Source organism: Stenotrophomonas sp. YJH_SMC_131, assembly GCF_059367975.1.
Genome location: NZ_JCAFRJ010000007.1, coordinates 80,222 through 99,787, shown reverse-complemented (window position 1 = coordinate 99,787; position 19,566 = coordinate 80,222). Strand labels below are relative to the sequence as shown.

Annotated in this window: 17 protein-coding genes; 9 read left to right on the top strand and 8 right to left on the bottom strand. The window is 67.2% G+C overall.

What is annotated here, in order from left to right:
* Positions 1-4: 4 nt before the first annotated feature.
* Positions 5-883, bottom strand: a complete 879-nt coding sequence (locus AC5P56_RS15445; protein WP_032962353.1) for a hypothetical protein — start codon at positions 881-883, stop codon at positions 5-7.
* Positions 884-1,141: 258 nt separating this feature from the next.
* Here AC5P56_RS15445 and AC5P56_RS15440 point away from each other — a divergent pair, with 258 nt between their 5' ends.
* The gene (locus tag AC5P56_RS15440) at positions 1,142-1,981 is read left to right on the top strand and encodes an acid phosphatase (protein WP_049408886.1); all 840 of its coding nucleotides are present in this window, start codon (positions 1,142-1,144) and stop codon (positions 1,979-1,981) included.
* A 133-nt stretch (positions 1,982-2,114) separates the two neighbouring features.
* On the opposite strand, the gene AC5P56_RS15435 is transcribed toward AC5P56_RS15440, so the two are convergent.
* Positions 2,115-4,385 carry a TonB-dependent receptor gene (locus tag AC5P56_RS15435; RefSeq protein ID WP_014645431.1) on the bottom strand — a complete coding sequence of 757 codons (2,271 nt, stop codon included), beginning with the start codon at positions 4,383-4,385 and terminating at the stop codon, positions 2,115-2,117.
* A 157-nt stretch (positions 4,386-4,542) separates the two neighbouring features.
* Here AC5P56_RS15435 and AC5P56_RS15430 point away from each other — a divergent pair, with 157 nt between their 5' ends.
* Complete coding sequence (locus tag AC5P56_RS15430; protein ID WP_014645430.1) at positions 4,543-5,562, top strand: TIGR00266 family protein; 1,020 nt, start codon at positions 4,543-4,545, stop codon at positions 5,560-5,562.
* Positions 5,563-5,765: 203 nt separating this feature from the next.
* Positions 5,766-6,758 carry a patatin-like phospholipase family protein gene (locus AC5P56_RS15425; RefSeq protein ID WP_032958418.1) on the top strand — a complete coding sequence of 331 codons (993 nt, stop codon included), beginning with the start codon at positions 5,766-5,768 and terminating at the stop codon, positions 6,756-6,758.
* Between the two features lie 39 nt (positions 6,759-6,797).
* On the opposite strand, the gene AC5P56_RS15420 is transcribed toward AC5P56_RS15425, so the two are convergent.
* Positions 6,798-7,283: an Lrp/AsnC family transcriptional regulator gene (locus AC5P56_RS15420; protein ID WP_049446786.1), complete on the bottom strand. Its 486-nt coding sequence runs from the start codon at positions 7,281-7,283 to the stop codon at positions 6,798-6,800.
* Between the two features lie 125 nt (positions 7,284-7,408).
* Between AC5P56_RS15420 and phhA the strand changes: the two genes are divergently transcribed.
* The gene (gene phhA / locus AC5P56_RS15415; RefSeq protein ID WP_288496444.1) at positions 7,409-8,302 is read left to right on the top strand and encodes a phenylalanine 4-monooxygenase; all 894 of its coding nucleotides are present in this window, start codon (positions 7,409-7,411) and stop codon (positions 8,300-8,302) included.
* A gap of 106 nt (positions 8,303-8,408) precedes the next feature.
* Here the strand turns inward: phhA and AC5P56_RS15410 are convergent, their stop codons facing one another.
* Complete coding sequence (locus tag AC5P56_RS15410) at positions 8,409-9,464, bottom strand: LacI family DNA-binding transcriptional regulator (RefSeq protein ID WP_134808379.1); 1,056 nt, start codon at positions 9,462-9,464, stop codon at positions 8,409-8,411.
* A gap of 240 nt (positions 9,465-9,704) precedes the next feature.
* Here AC5P56_RS15410 and AC5P56_RS15405 point away from each other — a divergent pair, with 240 nt between their 5' ends.
* From AC5P56_RS15405 to AC5P56_RS15390, 4 genes are all read left to right on the top strand, one after another.
* Positions 9,705-10,295 (top strand): cysteine dioxygenase family protein, encoded by a 591-nt coding sequence (locus tag AC5P56_RS15405; protein WP_014645425.1) that lies wholly within the window; start codon positions 9,705-9,707, stop codon positions 10,293-10,295.
* Between the two features lie 117 nt (positions 10,296-10,412).
* Positions 10,413-11,051 carry a bifunctional 4-hydroxy-2-oxoglutarate aldolase/2-dehydro-3-deoxy-phosphogluconate aldolase gene (gene eda / locus AC5P56_RS15400; protein WP_014645424.1) on the top strand — a complete coding sequence of 213 codons (639 nt, stop codon included), beginning with the start codon at positions 10,413-10,415 and terminating at the stop codon, positions 11,049-11,051.
* Between the two features lie 96 nt (positions 11,052-11,147).
* Positions 11,148-12,176 (top strand): alcohol dehydrogenase AdhP, encoded by a 1,029-nt coding sequence (gene adhP / locus AC5P56_RS15395; RefSeq protein ID WP_014645423.1) that lies wholly within the window; start codon positions 11,148-11,150, stop codon positions 12,174-12,176.
* 127 nt (positions 12,177-12,303) lie between these two features.
* On the top strand, positions 12,304-12,696 hold the full coding sequence (locus AC5P56_RS15390; protein WP_014645422.1) for a hypothetical protein: 393 nt from the start codon (positions 12,304-12,306) through the stop codon (positions 12,694-12,696).
* 75 nt (positions 12,697-12,771) lie between these two features.
* On the opposite strand, the gene ligD is transcribed toward AC5P56_RS15390, so the two are convergent.
* From ligD to AC5P56_RS15375, 3 genes are all read right to left on the bottom strand, one after another.
* Entirely contained in the window at positions 12,772-15,264 is a 2,493-nt protein-coding gene (gene ligD, locus AC5P56_RS15385; protein WP_014645421.1) for a DNA ligase D, read from the bottom strand.
* Positions 15,265-15,267: 3 nt separating this feature from the next.
* Positions 15,268-16,188 carry a non-homologous end joining protein Ku gene (ku, locus tag AC5P56_RS15380; RefSeq protein ID WP_032958403.1) on the bottom strand — a complete coding sequence of 307 codons (921 nt, stop codon included), beginning with the start codon at positions 16,186-16,188 and terminating at the stop codon, positions 15,268-15,270.
* A 164-nt stretch (positions 16,189-16,352) separates the two neighbouring features.
* Positions 16,353-16,751: a hypothetical protein gene (locus AC5P56_RS15375; RefSeq protein ID WP_014035432.1), complete on the bottom strand. Its 399-nt coding sequence runs from the start codon at positions 16,749-16,751 to the stop codon at positions 16,353-16,355.
* 145 nt (positions 16,752-16,896) lie between these two features.
* Between AC5P56_RS15375 and AC5P56_RS15370 the strand changes: the two genes are divergently transcribed.
* Positions 16,897-17,241, top strand: a complete 345-nt coding sequence (locus AC5P56_RS15370) for a hypothetical protein (protein ID WP_014645419.1) — start codon at positions 16,897-16,899, stop codon at positions 17,239-17,241.
* A 79-nt stretch (positions 17,242-17,320) separates the two neighbouring features.
* On the opposite strand, the gene AC5P56_RS15365 is transcribed toward AC5P56_RS15370, so the two are convergent.
* Positions 17,321-19,414 carry a TonB-dependent receptor family protein gene (locus AC5P56_RS15365; RefSeq protein ID WP_262224393.1) on the bottom strand — a complete coding sequence of 698 codons (2,094 nt, stop codon included), beginning with the start codon at positions 19,412-19,414 and terminating at the stop codon, positions 17,321-17,323.
* Between the last annotated feature and the right edge of the window lie 152 nt (positions 19,415-19,566).

The window sequence follows — 19,566 nt, the reverse complement described above, 5'->3', positions numbered from 1 at the left end:
TCCCTCACTGGTTCAGGTCGTTGCGCAGCAGGGTGCCGAGGCCGAAGCACTCGCGCCGGCTCTGGTTGTGGCTGAGTGGTTCGGCGCCCTGGGTGCGTGCCTTGTCGGTGAACCAGGTGGTGCCGGCAGCCTTCTGGCTGCTGCACTCCAGGAAGCCATCGGAGCAGGACGACAGCCAGTTCTGGGTGAACTCCAGGCCGACATTGGCGGCGTAGCCACCGCAGTAGCTGTTGCTGTCCCACACCGCCGATTCCACATCGCTGCCGACCACCGCACGGAACGGTTTGGGCAGCGCCGGGCGACCGGCCGTGCCGTACAGGTTCTGCGCGTTGTAGGTGGCCATGCTTGCCACCTGCTGCTGGCGTACCGCGTCGTTCTTGTAGCCCAGCAGCCAGCCCAGCGACGTTTCGAAGGTATTGCCGTTGAGCACTGCATCGGCCAGCGGTGTACCGGCCGAGGACGGAGCCAGCGCATTGACCTTGCGCACCGTGCGGATGATCTTCGGATAGCGGCTGTCGTAGGTCGGGTTGGACAGGATCCAGCGCATCACGTTGCCGCCGTTGGAGTGGGTGATCACCACCAGCTGGGTGATGCCACGGCTGTCGATGAAGCCGGTCAGCTGGTTGGCCAGGCAACCGGCCGCTTCCGGTTTCCACATGTACTGGGTGAAGTCACAGTTGATGACGACGTAGTTGCTGCTGTTCGGCAGACCCTGGCGCACGGTGTCGATGATCGCCGGCTGCCAGTAGTCCTGGGTGGCATTGGTCTGCGCGCCGGTGCCATGCACGAAGGCCACGCCGACCACGTCGGCGGCCTGCGCCGGGGCGGTTGCCAGCCCGAGGAGCAGGGCCAGGACGGTACTTCCTGTTGCGGTGCTGCGCATCGCTTCTCTCCCTCTGTCAGTGGATCCCCCCGACCCGGCTGGAACTGGACGGCCTCTCGACCCCGTTGTGTCGATGCTCGCGGCGCAGGCGCGTGAAAGTCCGTGCGCTGCGCCCGGATTCAGGAGACTGACGACACTCGATGACGTTTTTCATACTGCCCCGATGACCATGCCGGGTCTGGCCGTATGACCGATGGCCACTGCGGTGTCGCATACGGGCTGCGATCATGACGCGATGTTTTTCCTCTGGAGCCGTCCATGTCGCTGATTTCCCACACTGCCCGCCCACTGCTCGGTCTCACCGTTGTCGCGGTCCTGGCTGGCTGCGCAGCCACCGCCAGCAAGCCGACCGCCGTCGAAGCCAACATCACCACCAAGGCGGTGGGCTATCTGGACACGAGCGCGGTTCCGGCCAGCCTGGACCTGGTGCCGGCACCACCGGCGGCCGGTTCGGCCGCCCTCGCCCTGGACGAACAGGTCAGCCGTGAAGCCCGCGCGCTGCGTGGCAGCCCGCGCTTCGCCCAGGCCGGCGTCGATGCGGAACTCGGCTTCCCCGAAGGCGCCAACCACTTCTCCTGTGCCGCCGACATCGACGTCGATGCAGTGAAGACCCCGGCGCTGTACCGACTGCTGGAGCGCAGCCGGATCGACGCCAGCGCCGCCACCAAGGCGGCCAAGAACCACTACCAGCGCCCGCGCCCGTTCATGGTCAACGGTGAGCCGACCTGCTCGCCGAAGGACGAGGACGGCCTGCGCAAGAACGGTTCCTATCCGTCCGGCCACACCTCGATCGGCTGGGCCTGGGCCCTGATCCTGTCGGAGATCGCGCCGGACCGCGCCGATGCCATCCAGGCCCGCGGCCGCAACTACGGCGAGAGCCGCCTGGTGTGCAACGTGCACTGGCAGAGCGACATCCTCGAAGGGCGCTTCATGGGCGCGGCCGCCGTGGCCCGCCTGCATGACAACGCTGCCTTCAACAAGGACCTGCTGGCCGCACGCAAGGAGATCGAGGCGGCGCGCAAGGCCGGTCGGCACTCCAGCCGCGACTGCGCCACCGAGAATGCGGTGCTGAAGGTGCGCCCGCAGAGCGCGCTGTAGGCCATGCCTCTGTAGAGCCGAGCCATGCTCGGCTCAGAGCAGCCGAGCGCAGGCTCGGCTCTACACGAAGCAGGAAACCAGAAGGGCCGGCATTGCGCCGGCCCTTCTGCATTGCATCAACGCAGCCACCGCATCAGAACTTCGCGGTGAACTCCACGCCCCAGGTACGCGGCTCGTTGAGGAAGCCGGTCAGGTTGTTGAAGTCGATCGCGCCGACCACGCGGGTCTGGTTGGTCAGGTTGCGACCGAACACCGCCACGTCGTACTGGCCGTAATCCCAGTTGTAGCCCAGGCGCAGGCCGCCTTCCAGCGAACTGCGGCCGCGGAATTCCGGCGACTCGTAGATGAAGAAGTTCACCGCACTGCGGTAGGCCCAGTCGGTGTAGGCGTACAGCTCGCTGCCATCGCTGAGCGGGAAGCCCACGCGCAGGGTCGCGTTGTGGATCCACTTCGGCGCCTGCGGCAGCGGGTTGCCGTTCACCAGCGCATAGGTCTGGCCGTTGATCACCGTGGTCGGGTCGGTGATGGTGCAGCCACCGCCGCAGATCGCCACCGCCAGGTTCTTGTCCTTGATCTCGGTGTCGTTGTAGCTGCTGCCGAAGGTCAGCAGGACGTTGTCGGCCAGGTAGGCCTCCAGGTCCAGCTCGACGCCCTGGCCGATGGTCTTGTCGGCGTTGAGCAGGGTGGCGGTGTTGTTGCTGCCGCCCACCGCGATCAGCTGCTGGCCATCGACGTTGTAGCGGAACACGCTCAGGCCCAGGCGCGCGCGGCGCTCGAACAGGTCGGCCTTGATGCCGGCCTCGTACGAGATCACCTTCTCCGAATCGGCCTGCGACAGGCCTGGCGCGAAGGCCAGGCGGCCCTGGATCGACGGCGCGCGGAAGCCCTTGGCCACGCGGGCATAGGCGTTGATGTCGTCGGTCAGCTTGTAGACGCCGCTGACATCCCAGCTGACGTCGTTGACGTCGGTGTTGGCCAGGTACGGGCCACTGACCGGGGTGCCGAACGGAACGGCCTGCAGCACGCTGGCGCTGAAGTCCTTCTTGTCCTGGGTGTAGCGCACGCCGGCACGCAGCTTGAAGCGGTCGGTGACATCGAAGTCACCCGAGGCGAACACCGCCCAGGCCTTGTTGCGCTGGTTCTGCACCACGTGGCCGGTCTGCGGATTGCCCGGGGCCAGCGAGTCGTAGTTGAAGTTGTTGATGGTCACGTCTTCATCGAAGTAGAAGACGCCGGCCTGCCAGTCGAAGCGGCCCCACTCGTTGGACTCGATGCGGACTTCCTGCGTCCACTGGCGGTGATGCGGCAGGCCGTCGGCCGACTCCGACGAGAATGGAATCAGGCCGGGGCCGTAGTTGCCGGCGCCAAGGAACGCCGCGCCGTAGCCACCGTCGATGTCACCGCGGTTGAGCGATTCGGCGGTTTCGTAGCCGGTGATCGAGTGCAGCGTCACCGAGCCGAGGTTCCACTGCAGGCGCGCGCTGCCACCCCAGGTCTTCAGGTCGGAGAAGTTGACGCCGTCGTTGGCCACCTTGTCGCGGTCGAAGTTCTCGACCAGCGAGTTGCCACCCTTCTCGATGATGTTGGCGCGGAACAGGCGGGCGGTGCCATTGAGCTTGCGCTTGTGCAGGTTGAACAGCGCTTCGAAGTCATCGCCTTCGTACAGGAACTGTACGCGGCCGGCGGCTTCGTCATAGCCTTCGAAGCCACTGTTGGGAGCGCCGACGCGGGTGTTGTCGACCCAGTCATCGCGGCGCTGGTAGATCGCCGAGACGCGTGCCGACCAGCGATCGGTCAGCGGGCCGCCGTAGGCGCCCTGCACGTTCCAGCTGTTGTAGCTGCCGTAGCCCACGCGCACGTAGCCGTCGGCATCCTGCGACGGTCGCGCCGAATCGAACTTGACCACGCCGGCCGGGGTGTTGCGGCCGAACAGCGTGCCCTGCGGGCCACGCAGCACTTCCACGTTGGCCAGGTCGAACAGCGGGAAGCCCTTCAGCAGCGGGCTTTCCTGCACCACGTCGTCATACACCAGCGACACCGGCTGCGACGCATTGAGGTCGAAATCGGTGTTGCCCAGGCCGCGGATGTAGAAGCGCGGGAAGGCACGGCCGTAGGACGACTCGATGTTGAGGCTGGGCACGCGTGCGGCCAGGAAACGGATGTCATCGCCGGCCGAACCGAGCACATCCAGCTTCTCGCCCTGGATCGCGGAGAGCGCGACCGGCACGTCCTTGGCGTTCTCGACACGGCGCTGCGCGGTCACCTGCAGGGCGTCGAGGGCAACCGGATCCTTGGCAGCGGGGGTTTCCTGGGCGGCTGCTACCAGCGGCAGCAGGGCGGAAAGAGCGGCAACGAGGGGGCGCGCGACCGGAAATCGGCCACGGGAAGTGCGGGTCGGGGACATGGCGGTAGGCTGTGTTTGGAGGGGTGGTAAAACGGCGCTACCAGATAATTGTTGCAATACAGCACCTACGCCGCAAATGCCCGCCGTTCATGGCCCCGTCGCCGGCACCCCCGGGCGCTCGCTAGACTCGGGGTTTCCACGCGACGGACCCGCCGCCATGACCCAGTGGTACTTCCATGCCTCCGCCCAGGCCGAGCGCATCGGCCCGCTTGATGACGGGGCCGCACGCCGCTACGCGCAGGCCAATCCACGCGCCCTGGCATGGTGCCAGGGCATGAGCGGGTGGACGCCGATCGCCGAGGTGGCCGAGCTGCAGGCTCCGGCCCCGGGCATGCCCAACACACCGCCGCCGGTCCCGGTCGCCGCCGGCGCCAGCGGCCGCGCCGACGACATCGAGTTCCGCATCGTCGGCCATGAAATGCAGTTCGTGGAGCTCGAGCTCGACCCCGGCGAGAGCGCCATTGCCGAGGCCGGCGCCTTGATGTTCAAGGACGCCACGGTGCAGATGGACACGGTGTTTGGCGCTGCCAACGGTGACCAGGGCGGCTTCATGGGCAAGATGATGGCCGCCGGCCGCCGTGTGCTGACCGGCGAGAGCCTGTTCGCCACCGTCTACACCCAGAGCGGGCATGGCAAGGGCAAGGTCGCCTTCGCCGCGCCCTACCCCGGCACGGTGCTGGCGATGAAACTGGACCAGCACGGCGGCCGCCTGATCTGCCAGAAGGACAGCTTCCTGGCCGGCGCGCGCGGCGTGCAGATCGGCGTGCAGTTCCAGCGCAGGATCATGACCGGCCTGTTCGGCGGCGAGGGCTTCATCATGCAGAAGCTGGAAGGCGACGGCTGGGTGTTCATCCACGCCGGCGGCTGCGTGATCGAGCGCGAGCTGGCCGCCGGCGAGCGCCTGGACGTGGATACCGGCTGCGTGGTGGCCTATCACTCCAGCGTGGACATGGACGTGCGCCGGGTGGCCGGCATCAAGAGCATGCTGTTCGGCGGCGAAGGCGTGTTCCTGGCCACGCTGACCGGCCCCGGCAAGGTCTGGCTTCAGTCGCTGCCGTTCTCGCGCCTGGCCGGCCGCATGTGGATGGCCGCACCGCAGGGCGGCGGCCAGAGCCGCGGCGAAGGCTCGGTGCTGGGCGGCCTGGGCCGGATGCTGGATGGTGACAACCGGTTCTGACCCACTCATTTGGTAGGTGCCAACCTTGGTTGGCACATTCCTTCAGCGCGCGACCAGGCATTTGTGCGGACCAAGGTCCGCACCCACCAGAAGCGATTCACGTTTTTTTGCTGAATAGGGAGTTCCCCCCACCCTGCCCGCCCCGCCACGGCTTCGGTATGCTGGCGCCCTTTCCTGAATCCAGCGCCGCGAGCGCACTGCCGATGAGCCTGTTCCGCCCCCGCATGCTGCTGTCCGTCGCCCTGATCGGCCTGCTGGCCGGCTGCGGTGGCGACCCGGTCCGCCCCACGCCGCCGCCGGCGCCGACCGTGGTGCCGCAGGCCAAGCCGATCAGGATCGGCATCGCCCTCGGTGGCGGCGCGGCCAAGGGCTTCGCGCACATCGGCGTGATCAAGATGCTGGAAGCCAACGGCTTCGAGCCGGCCGTGGTCTCCGGCACCAGCGCCGGCAGCGTGGTCGGTGCGCTGTATGCCAGCGGCATGGACGCCTTCCAGATGCAGAGCAAGGCAGTCGCGCTGGACGAAGCCAGCATCCGCGACGTACGCCTGTTCTCCGGTGGCCTGGTGCAGGGCCAGAAGCTGCAGGACTACGTCAACGAGCAGGTCGCCAACCGTCCCGCCGAGCGCCTGAAGAAACCGTTCGCCGCCGTTGCCACCCAGCTGGAAACGGGCGAGCGCGCGATCTTCGTGCGCGGCAACGTCGGCCAGGCGGTGCGCGCGTCGAGCAGCATCCCCGGTGTGTTCGAGCCGGTGAAGATCGGCGGCCGCAATTACATCGACGGCGGCGTGGTCAGCCCGGTGCCGGTGGATGCCGCGCGCCAGCTCGGCGCCGACTTCGTGATCGCCGTGGACATCTCCAGCAAGGCCAGCGGCAAGGCACCGACGGACATGCTGGGCATCGTCAACCAGTCCATCTCGATCATGGGCCAGCGCCTGGGCGAGCAGGAGCTGGCGCGCGCCGACATCGTCATCCGTCCGAAGGTACTGGACATCGGCGCCGCCGATTTCAGCCAGCGCGGCACCGCGATCCTGGAAGGCGAGAAGGCCGCAATGGCGGCCATGCCGCAGATCCGCGCGAAGATCCAGCAGTTGCAGCGCGCGCGCGCCGCCGCGGCGGCACCCGCGCCGGTGGCCGCACCAAAGTGCGAGGAAGCCTCGCGCCTGGGCAAGCTGATGGGCCGCAAGGACAAGTGCTGATCCATTGATGCCAGGCCACCGGGCACGCCTGGTGGCTGCTCAGGGCTCCAGCTGCGACAACGGCAACGCCTGGAAACCCTTCACCGTGCGCAGCACGAAGCTGGAATTGGCATCGGCCACGCCGCCGGCGTTGAGCAGCCGGTCCAGCAGGAAGTGCGAGAAGTGCTCCAGGTCGCGCACGTAGACGTGCAGCAGGTAGTCCATGTCGCCGGTCAGCGCATGGCAGGCCACCACTTCATCCCAGCCCTGCACGCTATCCACGAAGTGGCCGATGGCGGCCTGGTCATGCTTTTCCAGCTGCACGCGCACGAAGGCCTGCAGGCCCAGGCGCAGCTGGCGCGGTTCCAGCCGCGCGCCATAGCCGACGATCACGCCCTCGCTTTCCAGCCGCTGCAGGCGGCGCAGGCAGGCCGAGGGCGAGAGGTTCACCCGTGTCGCCAGCTCGGCGTTGGTGGCGCGCCCATCCCGCTGGATTTCAGCCAGTAGACGTATATCCGTGCGATCGAACTGGACTTCTCCGGCCATTGTTGCCCCGCAACATGGTGAGTACGCAAGGATATTGCGCCAACCAGGCTAATCGACGCAACTTTTGCAACCCTGTTGCGCGCGCCCTGCCCTAGCATCGTGGGTATCCCGTCAAGGAGTGCCCCATGGACCTCGTCCAGCCCCGCCGCGTCGAACACCAGCAGACCGACAAGGGCTACGTGCCGGTGTATACCACCGCGCTCGTCGAGCAGCCGTGGGACACCTACAGCGCCGACGACCACGCCACCTGGAGCACGCTGTACCAGCGCCAGCGCGAACTGCTGGTCGGCCGCGCCTGCCAGGAGTTCCTGGACGCGCAGGACGAGATGGGCATGAGCGCACACATGATTCCGCGCTTCGACCAGCTCAACGAAGTACTGGGCGCCGCCACCGGCTGGACCCTGGTCGGCGTTGAAGGCCTGCTGCCGGAACTGGATTTCTTCGACCACCTGGCCAACCGCCGTTTCCCGGTGACCTGGTGGATCCGTCGCCCGGACCAGATCGACTACATCGCCGAACCGGACCTGTTCCACGATCTGTTTGGCCACGTGCCGCTGCTGATGAACCCGGTGTTCGCCGACTACATGGAGGCGTACGGCCGTGGCGGCGTCAAGGCCCACGCGATCGGCCCGGATGCACTGCAGAACCTGACCCGCCTGTACTGGTACACGGTGGAATTCGGCCTGATCGATACGCCCGACGGCCTGCGCATCTACGGCGCCGGCATCGTGTCGTCGAAGGGCGAGTCGCTGTACTCGCTGGAATCGACCGCGCCCAACCGCATCGGCTTCGACCTGCAGCGGATCATGCGCACCAAGTACCGCATCGACACCTTCCAGAAGACCTACTTCGTCATCGACAGCTTCGAACAGCTGATGCAGGCGACGTCGCCGGACTTCACCCCGATCTACGCGGCACTGGCCGACCAGGCGCATCTGCCGGCCGGTGATGTGCAGGGCGATGACCGCGTGTTCCAGAAGGGCACGGGTGAAGGCTGGGCCGACGGCGGCGACGTGTAAGCGCGTAACGCACACCGCTCCGCAGTGGAAACGGCGCACCCTGGTGCGCCGTTTTCGTTGTTGCCTGCACCGTTCTGTCGCGACGGCGCAGGCGAGGGCAGGACACTCAGCCGTCCACGGCCCGGCAGGAACCGCGCACCATCAGCTGCGGATGCACGCTGGCCACAGCCGGCGCCTCCGGTACGTCGGTCTGCACCAGCATCGCGGCAGCCATGCGGCCGATGTCGGAGACGTGGCGGCGTACCGACGTCAGCGGCGGCCACAGCCGCGACGCCAGCGGGCTGTCGTCGTAACTGACGATCGACAACTGCTGCGGCACCGCGATGCCCGCACGCAATGCCACCTGGTAGACGCCCGCGGCCATTTCGTCGTTGCCGGTGAAGATCGCACTGGGGCGTTGTCCGCCCATCAGCAGGCGTTCGGCGGCATGCACGCCGGACTCGAAGGTGTCGCCCGCTTCCAGCACGCGCTCGCCCGGCAGGGTCACGCCGACCTGGGCCAGCCGATCAAGGAAGCCGTGGGTCCGCTCGCGGGCAGCGCGCCGGTCACCGGGACCGGCAATCACCGCGATGTCGCGGTGGCCGAGCGAGAGCAGGTAGCCCGCAGCCGCCGCCGCACCATCGCGATCGTGGGTGACCACCGCCTGCACGTCTTCTTCCGACGCATGCGCGTTGATGCGGATGTGGCGGCAGTCGATCGCGTCGAGCATCTGCGCCAGCGCCATCGATTCGGAGGCGCGCGGGCCGAGGATCACGCCATGCAGTTTCTGCTGCTGCACGAAACGGCGCACGCCGTCCGCACAGTCCGGATCCTGGCTGTTGCACGGGTGCACCACCAGCTCATAGCCGGTGCCGCGCAGCGCTTCCAGCGCGCCGTGCTGCAGGTCGACAATGCATTGGGCGCCGGGGTCGTCATACACCAGGCCGATCAGGAAGGAGCGGCGGAACGCGAGTCCGCGCGCCAGCGGGTCGGGCACGTAACCGACCTCGCGCATCAACGCCTCGACCTTGTCGCGGGTGTCTTTGCGCACCAGCGGCGAGTTGTTGATGATTCTTGAAACCGTTTTCTTGGAAACTCCCGACAGTCGTGCGATGTCGTTGATCGTGGCAGCCTTGCCTTTCGATGCCGGCAACGCGGCATCGCTCATATTTCGCACTGACATGTATAGAACCAGGTAAGTCGGAGAATTCTAGCCTTGCACCCGTCGGATGCGAAGTTGCGGAACGTCGCAGCGGATCTGAATCGCGTCGTGTTCGACACGTTTTGCTTCGCGAGGTTCCCTTGTGATCGCTCTAGTGCCTCTGCATCTGAACCGTTCTTCTGCGCGTGTTCACCCTGAATGCGGACGCGACGCGCGCGAACGCCAACATTCCCTTAACCATGCTCCGCTACAGTCAGGTGCATGGACCTGCAGACCTCTCCGTTTCCGCCGTTCCGTGGCCGCGACCGGTTGATCGCTGCGGTCGATGCGGCGGTCACCGCCGGTGATGCCGGGCGCATCACCGCCGACCTGCAGCTGGCGCTGCAGGAAGCCATAACCGACAGCCGCATCGAATTGCCCGAATGCGTGCATCGGCCGGTCAGTGATCATTACGCGCGACGTCCGCTGTACCACAGCCGCGAACACGGCTACAGCGTGATCGCCATGAGCTGGGGCCCAGGGCAGGGCACGCCGCTGCACGACCACGATGCCATGTGGTGTGTGGAGGGAGTGTGGTTGGGCGAACTGGAGATCACCCGTTACGAGCTGCTGGAGCGCGCCGGCGAGCGCTGGCGTTTCCACCGCCACGCCACGCTGCGCGGAGGCTGCGGCAGTGCCGGCAGCCTGATCCCGCCGCACGAGTACCACACCCTGCGCAACGCCAGTGACGACGCATTGGCGATTTCTGTGCACGTGTACGAGTCGCAGATGGAGCGCTCGGCGGTGTTCGATCCGCTCGGTGGCGACTGGTACCAGCGCCGCATCCAGGCGCTGCAGGCCGACCCGGCCTGACCGGGGCAGGGCGGGGCGACGCTGCCAGCACCTTCGTGAGCCACGTGGCATCATGCGCCGCTGCGCTGCCGTACCCGGCGGCGATCCGCGATGCCCCGTCGGGCAAGGAGCAAGACCATGTCCAGCGCTGATCCGCGCCTGCGCGCGCTGTTGAAGCTGGCACCGGTGATCCCGGTGTACACCCCCGAAGATGTGAATGAAGCGGTCGACGTCGCCCAGGCACTGTTCCGCGGCGGCCTGCCGGTAATCGAGGTGACGCTGCGCACGCCGCAGGCGCTGGATGCGATCAAGGCGATGGTCGAGGCCGTGCCGGACGCGGTGATCGGTGCCGGCACCGTACTCGACGCCGCGCAGATGCAGGCAGCAAAGCAGGCCGGCGCGCGATTCGCGGTGTCCCCCGGTGCCACGCCGGCGTTGTATGCGGCCGCGCGTGATGCCGACCTGCCGTACCTGCCCGGTGCCGCCACCGCCTCGGACCTGATCCTGGGCCTGGAGCATGGCCAGGACACCTTCAAGTTCTTCCCGGCGGTACAGGCCGGCGGCGCCGCGCTACTGGCCGCCTGGCACGGTCCGTTCGCCGATGTGCGCTTCTGCCCGACCGGCGGCATCAGTGCGCAGACCGCACCGCAGTTCCTGCATCTGCCCAACGTGCTGTGCGTGGGCGGTTCGTGGCTGACCACCCCGGCACTGCTGCAGACCCGCGACTGGGAGGCGATCGAACGCCTGGCCCGCGAGGCGTCCGTGCTGGCCAGCTGAACCTGCTCCGCGAATCTTCAAAGGTTTGATCGTGATCAAAGCGCCGGCCTCGTGCCGGCGTCATTCTGTGGGCAAGCGCACTACGGAGATCCGAACATGAATTCGACCATGAAGGCCGCTGTCGTGCGTGAGTTCGGCAAGCCACTGGTGATCGAGGAAGTCTCGGTACCACGCCCGGGGGCGGGCGAGGTACTGGTCAGGATCGAGGCCTGTGGCGTCTGCCACACCGACCTGCACGCCGCCGAGGGCGACTGGCCGGTGAAACCGAACCCGCCGTTCATCCCCGGCCACGAGGGCGTGGGGCACGTCGTGGCCGTGGGAGGCGGGGTAGGGCACGTCAAGGAAGGCGACAGGGTCGGCATCCCCTGGTTGTACTCGGCGTGTGGCCATTGCGAACACTGCCTGGGTGGCTGGGAAACGCTGTGCGAGACACAGCGCAATACCGGTTACTCGGTCAACGGCGGCTTCGCCGAGTACGCACTGGCCGATGCCAACTATGTCGGCCTGCTTCCGAAGGACGTGGGCTTCGTCGAGATCGCACCGGTGCTGTGCGCCGGCGTGACCGTCTACAAGGGCCTGAAGGTCACCGACACCAAGCCCGGCGACTGGGTGGCGATTTCCGGCATCGGTGGCCTGGGCCACATGGCGGTGCAGTACGCCCGTGCGATGGGCCTGAACGTGGCTGCGGTGGACGTGGACGACAACAAGCTGGCATTGGCCCGGCAGCTCGGCGCGCAGATCACCGTGAACGCGCGTACCACCGATCCGGCCGCCTTCCTCAGGAAGGAGATCGGCGGCGCGCACGGCGCCCTGGTCACGGCGGTCTCACCGAAGGCGTTCGAGCAGGCGCTGGGCATGGTCCGCCGTGGCGGCACCGTCTCGCTCAACGGCCTGCCGCCCGGCAATTTCCCGCTGGATATCTTCGGCATGGTGCTCAACGGCATCACCGTGCGCGGCTCGATCGTCGGCACCCGGCTGGACCTGCAGGAGTCGCTGCAGTTCGCCGCCGAAGGCAAGGTCGCGGCCACCGTCAGCACCGACCGCCTGGAGAACATCAACGACGTGTTCGCGCGCATGCACGCGGGCACCATTGAGGGCCGCGTGGTACTCGACTTCGCCGCCTGACCGCCTGTGCATGGCCGTCGTCGCTCCGTCCCCCTCTCCCACGGACGCGGCGGCCATGCCGATCCATCGGTAGTGCCGGCCGCTGGCCGGCAACGCGGGCACTCTGTGGCCGCCGTACAATGCGCGCATGCCCGGCCTGCTCAAGACCCTGTTCCTGTCCATCGTCGCCCTGATCGGCGGCGTCCTGTCGCTTGCGCTGGTCAGCAGCGTCGCCAGCTGGCTGCCCCCGTTGCTGGGCCTGTCGCCGGACAACAACAGCGTGCAGCTGGGCTGGGACCTCACCTTCAGCGTTCTTGGTGGCATCGCGGGCGTTTCCTTTGCCACCTATTACGCCCCCTGCTGGCCGCGTTCGCATGGCTTCTCGATCTGGTCGCTGATCGCGCTGGGCTGTGGCTACGCGATGTGGACGGCCGGTGCGGATTTCCCGTTCTGGTTCGTCATTTCGCTGCTGGCATCGCTGCCGCTGCAACTGCTGGCCGGTTGGTGGTTCGGCCGGCGCGCCTCGCGCGACGCAGGGTAACGCCGCCTTTGTAGAGCCGAGCCCATGCTCGGCTTTCATGCACATCGACACAGGCAGCCGAGCATGGGCTCGGCTCTACAGGTCCATGCGCGGCAGCGTCTGCTTCAACTGCGCGATGCCCTGCCATGGGTCACTCTTCAGGCGTTGCGCCCTCGCCAGCGCCTTGCCCATGGGAAAGGCGTCGGCAGCACTGATACGCGCCAGTTCCTCCCAGCGCAGCGGCACTGCCACACCGGCGGAATCGCGCGCGCGCAGCGACCACGAGCACACGCTGGTGGCCCCTCGGGTGTTGCGCAACCAGTCGATGAAGATGACGCCACTGCGCTTGGCCTTGCTCATCGTCGCCACATAGCGATCAGGTTGCTCCTTTGCCATTGCCTGCGCAAAGGCCTCGCAGAACGCCTTCGCCTCGTCCCAGCCAGCCTTGGGCTGCAGCGGTACCACCACATGCAGCCCCTTGCCGCCAGACAGCCGCACGAAGCTCTCCAGGCCCACCTGCTGCAGGCGGTCACGCACATCGCGTGCACCCGATTTCACCTGTGCCCAGCTGACGCCGTTGCCAGGATCGAGATCGAATACCAGTCGATCCGGATGCTCGGTGTCTGCTACGGTCGCACCCCACGGATGCAGCTCCAGCGTGTTCATCTGCACCAGCTGCAGCAGGCCCCGTGCGTCGTCGATATAGACATAGTCCTCGCGGCCGCTCTTCTGCTGCAGGGGCACCGCGTGCACCGCGTCGCCCAGGCCGGGGCCATGATGCTTCTGGAAGAAACAGGCCTTGCCCACCCCATCGGGGCAGCGCAGCAATGACAGCGGCCGTCCGGCAATTTCGGGCAGGATCCAGCGCGCCATGCGCCGGTAATAGTCGGCCACGTCGCCTTTGCCCAGTCCCTGACTGGGAAACACCACACGCTCCGGATGCGTGATCTGGACCTCACCCCCGGCTTCAGCAACTGCTGTTGCGTTGCTCATTCCCAGGTCCTCCTTCTGCTTGTCGCTGCGCAGCCGCTTGAAACTGGCCTGGCGCAGCAGGCCTTCCTTGCCCCAGCCACGGAACGCCACTTCCGCCACCGTCACCGGCTTCACCCAGCGCACGCTGGCGGCGCGGAACGGCACATGCGCCGGAAGCTGCAGCACGGGCGTCTTTACTGCCAGTGGCTGCAATGCCTTGAGCAGCGCGCGCAGGTTCTCGTCGTCGAAGCCGGTACCGACGCGGCCCACATAGCGCAGACCCTCCTTGTCCGGCGTTGCCAGCAACAATGATCCGAAACCCACCCGCGAGCCCCTGGGGGCCGTGTAGCCGACAATCACGAACTCGTCGGTGTCTTCGTGCTTCACCTTCACCCAGCTGCGCGCGCGGGTATTCACGTACGGGGCATCCACCTGCTTGCTGACGATTCCTTCGAATCCGGCCTGGCCACTGGCATCGAACACCTGCGGGCCCTGGTCGATCACATGTTCGCTGAAGGCCAGGATGCCGGGCACGGGTCCGATGAGATCCTTCAGCAGCGCTTTGCGTTCCAGCAATGGCGCACGACTGATGTCCGCGTTGGCCACACCCGGAAGATCGAACACGATGTAGCGCAGCGGATGCTTCGAGCTTCCATCGATCACGCGCTGCAACGCTGCGAAATCGCTGCGCCCTTCCTTGTCCAGCACCACCAGCTCACCGTCCAGGCGCGCATCGCGCACCGGCAGCGCCTGCACGGCCTGCACGACCTCGGGGAAGTCATCGGTCCAATCCAGGCCATTGCGGGAGCGGAGCTTCACCTCGCCGTCGTGTAGATCGGCCAGCAGGCGATAGCCGTCCCACTTGATCTCGTGCAGCCAACGCGCGCCGTCCGGCGCGCTGTCGCGATGATCGGTCAATTGCGGTTTGAACCCATGCGGGTAGGGCGTGTCACGTGCGCCGTCCAGTTTCAGCGCGCGCGCATGCCAGCGTGCATCGGCCTTGCGGGTAGCCGTGCGTGCGGCGGGCACAGCACGCCCTGCCTTCCCCCCAGTGCGCTTCATCACGGTGGATGCGCGCTTGGGCACGTGCGCGTCCAGCAGATCGTCTGCTTCGGCATCGCGCGCCTGCTCGTCGTCGCGCTTGATCAGCAGCCACTGCACCTGGCGTCCCTTCATTGCCGTGCGCACCAGCTTCCAGCCACCGGCCAGGCGTTGTCCATGCAGTACGAAGTCGATCTTTCCAGCTGCCAGCGCCTGCAGTGGATCGCCTTCGCAGGCCCAGGTGCCCTGATCGAACACCTCCACGTGCCCCGCGCCGTAGTGGCCTTCGGGAATGTCGCCTTCGAAGCCAGCGTAGGACAACGGGTGATCTTCCACTTCCACGGCCAGCCGCTTCTCGCCGACGCGAAGCGAAGGACCTTTCGGCACCGCCCAGCTCTTCAGCACGCCGTCCATCTCAAGGCGGAAGTCATAGTGGCGCGAACTGGCATGATGCAGCTGGATGACGAAGGTTGGCCGCCGCTGCGGATCACCGCGTGCGGGTGTGTCGTCAGGCTCCGGCGTCTGCCCTGTGCCTCCGCCAAGCCGGCGCTTGCGCCGGTACTGGTGCAGCGACATGGTTCAACCTGCCTTGCGCCGTGGTGCGGCCTTCTTCGCAGCCTTCTTCGTTGTCTTCTTTGCGGCCTTCTTCACCGTCGACTTTGCAGCTGCCTTGCGCGTTGCGGCCTTCTTCGCCGGCGTGCGCTTGTTCGCATCCAGGCTCTTCTGCAGCAACGCCATGAAGTCGACAACGTTCGTTGTCGCATCCTCGTGTGGTGCGGGCTCATCTTCCACCCGCGTGGTGCCGCCCTTGGACTTGATGCGCTTGTTCAGCACCTGCTGCAGGCGCTCGCGGAATTCATCGTGGTAGTGCGATGGGTCCCAATCGCCGGACATCGACTCGATCAACTGCTCGGCCATCGCCGTTTCCTTGCTGGTGATGCGGTAGTCGGACAGCTTGCCGGCAGGCAGCTTGTAGTCCTCGGGATCCACCAGTTCCTGCGGATAGCGCAGAATCATCAGCACCAGCGCGTCCGCATGCGGCATCACCGCACACAGGTACTCGCGCGTGCGCACCACCACCCGGGCAATGCCTACCTTGCCGGTACTGCGCAGCGTTTCGCGCAGGAGCACGTAGCCCTTTTCGGCCTTCTTGCCGGGCACCAGCAGGTACGGCTTCTCGTAGTAGCGCGGGTCGATCTGCGCTGCGTCCACGAAGGATTCCACCTCCACCGCTTCGTGGCTTTCCGGCGCCGCCGAGCGGATGTCGCCTTCCTCCAGCACGACATAACTGCCCTTGTCGTACTCATAGGCTTTGACGATGTCCTTCCAGGGCACTTCCTCGCCGGTGTCGGCGTTGACCCTTTCGAAACGGATCGGCTTGCGATCGCGCGAGTCGAGCATGCGGAACTGCAGGTCAACCTTGCGTTCGCCGGACATCAGCGACACCGGCACATTGAGCAGTCCGAAGGACAGCGTACCGGTCCAGATCGGGCGGGCCATGGACGCACCTTTGATGGGGCAGGGCACCCAGCTTCGGATGGGCGGTGTAAACCACCCGTGTCGATACCGTGCACGTGGGTTCCACGCAGGTGCGGTAGTGCCGGCCGCCGGCCGGCAGAGCTCGCGGCCTCAAGTGTCCTGGGGTTGCCGGCCAGCGGCCGGCACTACTGCAGCAACGGCCTCACCGCCGCCGCCGGAATATGGTCCAGCGCGCGCCAGGCGTCCTCCACCACCGGCCGCGCCTGCGACCAGCCCAGCCGCGACTGCCCGCGCATCTGTTCCCAGTGCTCGGCCAATTCCTCGCAGGTATCGGCAGCGTCGCCGCGCGGCCAGTCGGCAGCATGGGTTGTCAACGCGAAGGCATAGACCGGGCACAGGTCACGCCAGTTGCGATGACTTTGCCCGCGACGTTCCTCGTAGTCACTGAGCATGTACTGCAGATAGTCCTGGGCCACCGCCTGCGGATCCTCATGGCGGCGCGTGCGGCGCTGCGCGGTACGTTGGCCGAGCGGATCGAGCAGGGCGTTGAACACGGACGGTGCGGGTCGTTCAAGACGGGGCATGGCCGGCTCCTGCAGCGGGGCGGGTGGGCAGGAATACGCGCGGTGCCGTTACCAGCGGGTGAGCGAGATGTTCATGACGCCAGGTTCGCGGCGGCTTTACCTGCGTCGCGGTGTAGTGGGAACCCCGAGCGCAGGTAGCCAGACCATGAGCCGAGAGACCTCCCGCGACCCGCTGCGCGCAAACCACCCGCCCATTCCGGGCGAGCAGCGCGGCAAACGCGATGCCGACAACGCCGACTACCGTGGCACCGGCGCACCGTTCTTCGATGCCGAGCACGGGAGCGACCATCTGCCGGTGAAGCACGAGGCTGAACAGGCGGCGCAGGACCGCAAGGATGGCGGTGACCGCCATCGCGGTGGCCAGGAAAGCCCGCTCAAGCGCCGCGAACGCAAGCAGCGCGCCAGCGACAACCAGGACGAAGCGCTGGAGGAGACCTTCCCGGCCAGCGACCCGACATCGCCGTTCGTGCCAGCCAAGGCCCCCGACTGACGGGTAGTGCCGGCCGCTGGCCGGCAACCTCCTGACGTCCTGCACGGCGCGATGCCGGCCAGCGGCCGGCACTACCCCTTCAACGCCACGACCATTGCAGGCCGACGTTGGCCCGCCGTCCCGGTCCCGGTTCGTAGAAGCGCCCGTTGCCATCGTTGACGATCACCGAGCCTATGTAGGCCTGGTCCAGCACGTTCTCCATCCGGGCGAAGGCGCGCAGCTCGCCACCCGGCAGGGCCCAGCGACGGCCGCCTTCCAGATGCAGCAGGGCGAAGCCGGGCGCGCGTTCGGTCGCCACGTCGTTGACTACGGTATCACTGCTGGCGGAGGCCTCCAGCGCCCACTGCCACTGGCCGGGCGACCATTGCAGCCGGGCAAAGGCCTGCTGGCGCGGTACCCCGGGCAGGCGGCTGCCGGCGGCAACCAGGGTGTTGGAGGTGAGGTACGGCGAACGCGCCTGCGCCTGCAGCCAGGTCCACGCCAGCTGCAGCTCCAGCTGCTCGGCCAGCGGCTGGCGATACTGCAGTTCCACACCCTGGCGGCGGGTGCGGCCGATGTTGCGATAGGTGCTGCGACCGCCGATATTGCTGGCAACTGCCAGCTCATCGTCGGTATCTGCACGGAACAGGCTGACATCGAGCTGGGTTCCATCCTGTGCGTGCCACTTGCTGCCTAGCTCCAGGCTGCGGCTGCGGGCGGCCGCCAGATCCAGCGCCAGACCCGCCTGACCATCGGCGCGATACCCCAGCTCGTTGAAGGTGGGGGTCTCGAATCCACGCCCCACGGCGGCATGCAGGCGCCACTGCGGGCTGGCCTCGAAGCTGACGCCTGCCACCGGCGTGGTCGCCTGGTAGCGCCGGTGGCCACTGTCATCCGGGTTGCGGGTGGTGATGTAGCGATCGTCCGAGTCGAAACGCACCGCGCTGTGGCGCACCCCGGCCAGCAGCGACCAGCGCGGACTCCATTGCCACCAGGCCTGGGCGAACTGGTCCACGTTCTGCACGGTATCGATCTGGTCACGACGCAGGCGCCCGCGCACCCCGAGGGCGCTGCCCACGAAGTTCTCGTAGCCGGTGCGGTGCTGGCGCTGGCGGTCGGCGCTGAGCCCGGCCACCAGGTCCAGCGGCCGGCCGGCGAGGTCGCCGTGCCAGCCCCAGCGCGCGTCCAGCCCGCCATACCCGCCCTGCAGATCGATCACGCCGCCGGCATGCAGCGGGCTGTTGGTCTGGGGTGCCGGCGGAATCGGCAGGTATTGGGTCACCGTGCGTTGGCCGGCATAGCCCATCAATTGCCAGCGCTGTGCCCCGGTCTCCCAGGTCCAGCGCAGGCCAGCCTGCTGCTGGCGCACCGATTTGCGGGTGTTGTACTGGTGCGCGACTGCCGTGGCCTGGCGCGGATCAGCCGCCACCTGGGCACGGCTCAGGCCCAGCGGATCCTGCGCATCGGGGGCATCCAGCGCATTGAGCAGCAACTCCAGCCGCCCACCGCCCAGATCACCACCAACGCGTGCGTTGAGCGATTCGCGGCGCGCACGGCTGTGGTCCCGCCAGCCATCGGTGCGGAAGTGGTTGGCCGCGATGTTGTAGTCCAGCGCTGGGCCGGCACCCTTGAGCTGTGCGCCGACACTGAGCGTGTTGTCGGCGCCGGCATTCACGCGCAACCGCCACGGGTCACCGGCCTGGCCCTGCGCGCTCCAGACCTGCAGCACGCCACCGGAGGAATTGCCGTACAGCGCCGAGAACGGCCCGCGCAGCACCTCGATGCGCTCGGCGCCCAACAGGCTGGCATGCGACAGCTGGCCCTGGCCGTCAGGCATGGTGGCCGGCACGCCGTCGATCAGCACCCGCACCCCGCGCACGCCGAAGGTCGAGCGTGCGCCGAAGCCACGAATCGACAGCTGCGTGTCCTGGGCGAAGTTCTGCCGGTCACGTGCCAGCAGTCCGGGGACCCCGGCCAAGGCCTCAGACAGCTGCGCACCGGTGCCCGCGCGGCTGGCGTCCATCCAGACCGTGTCCTGGCTGGCCGGCAGCGCGAACGGATCGATGCCCGGCACCCGGGCGGCCTGTACCTGCACCGCAGGCAGGGCGGTGGGCGCAGGCTCGGCCACCGCCGTCCAAGGCGACAGCAGCAGGGCGGACAGCGGCAGGCAACGGCGTCGTGCGGCGGGATTCATGATTCAGGTTGATGGATCGGGCGGCAACGCACGCCATGGTACGGGGCCGCGGATGACGATGGCGGCGGCCAGCCCCGGCAGGCTTTGTTACGATGGGCTGTTTCCGGCCGAAAAGCCGCGGACCGCGTAGCGCACTTCCTCCCCCTTTCCGT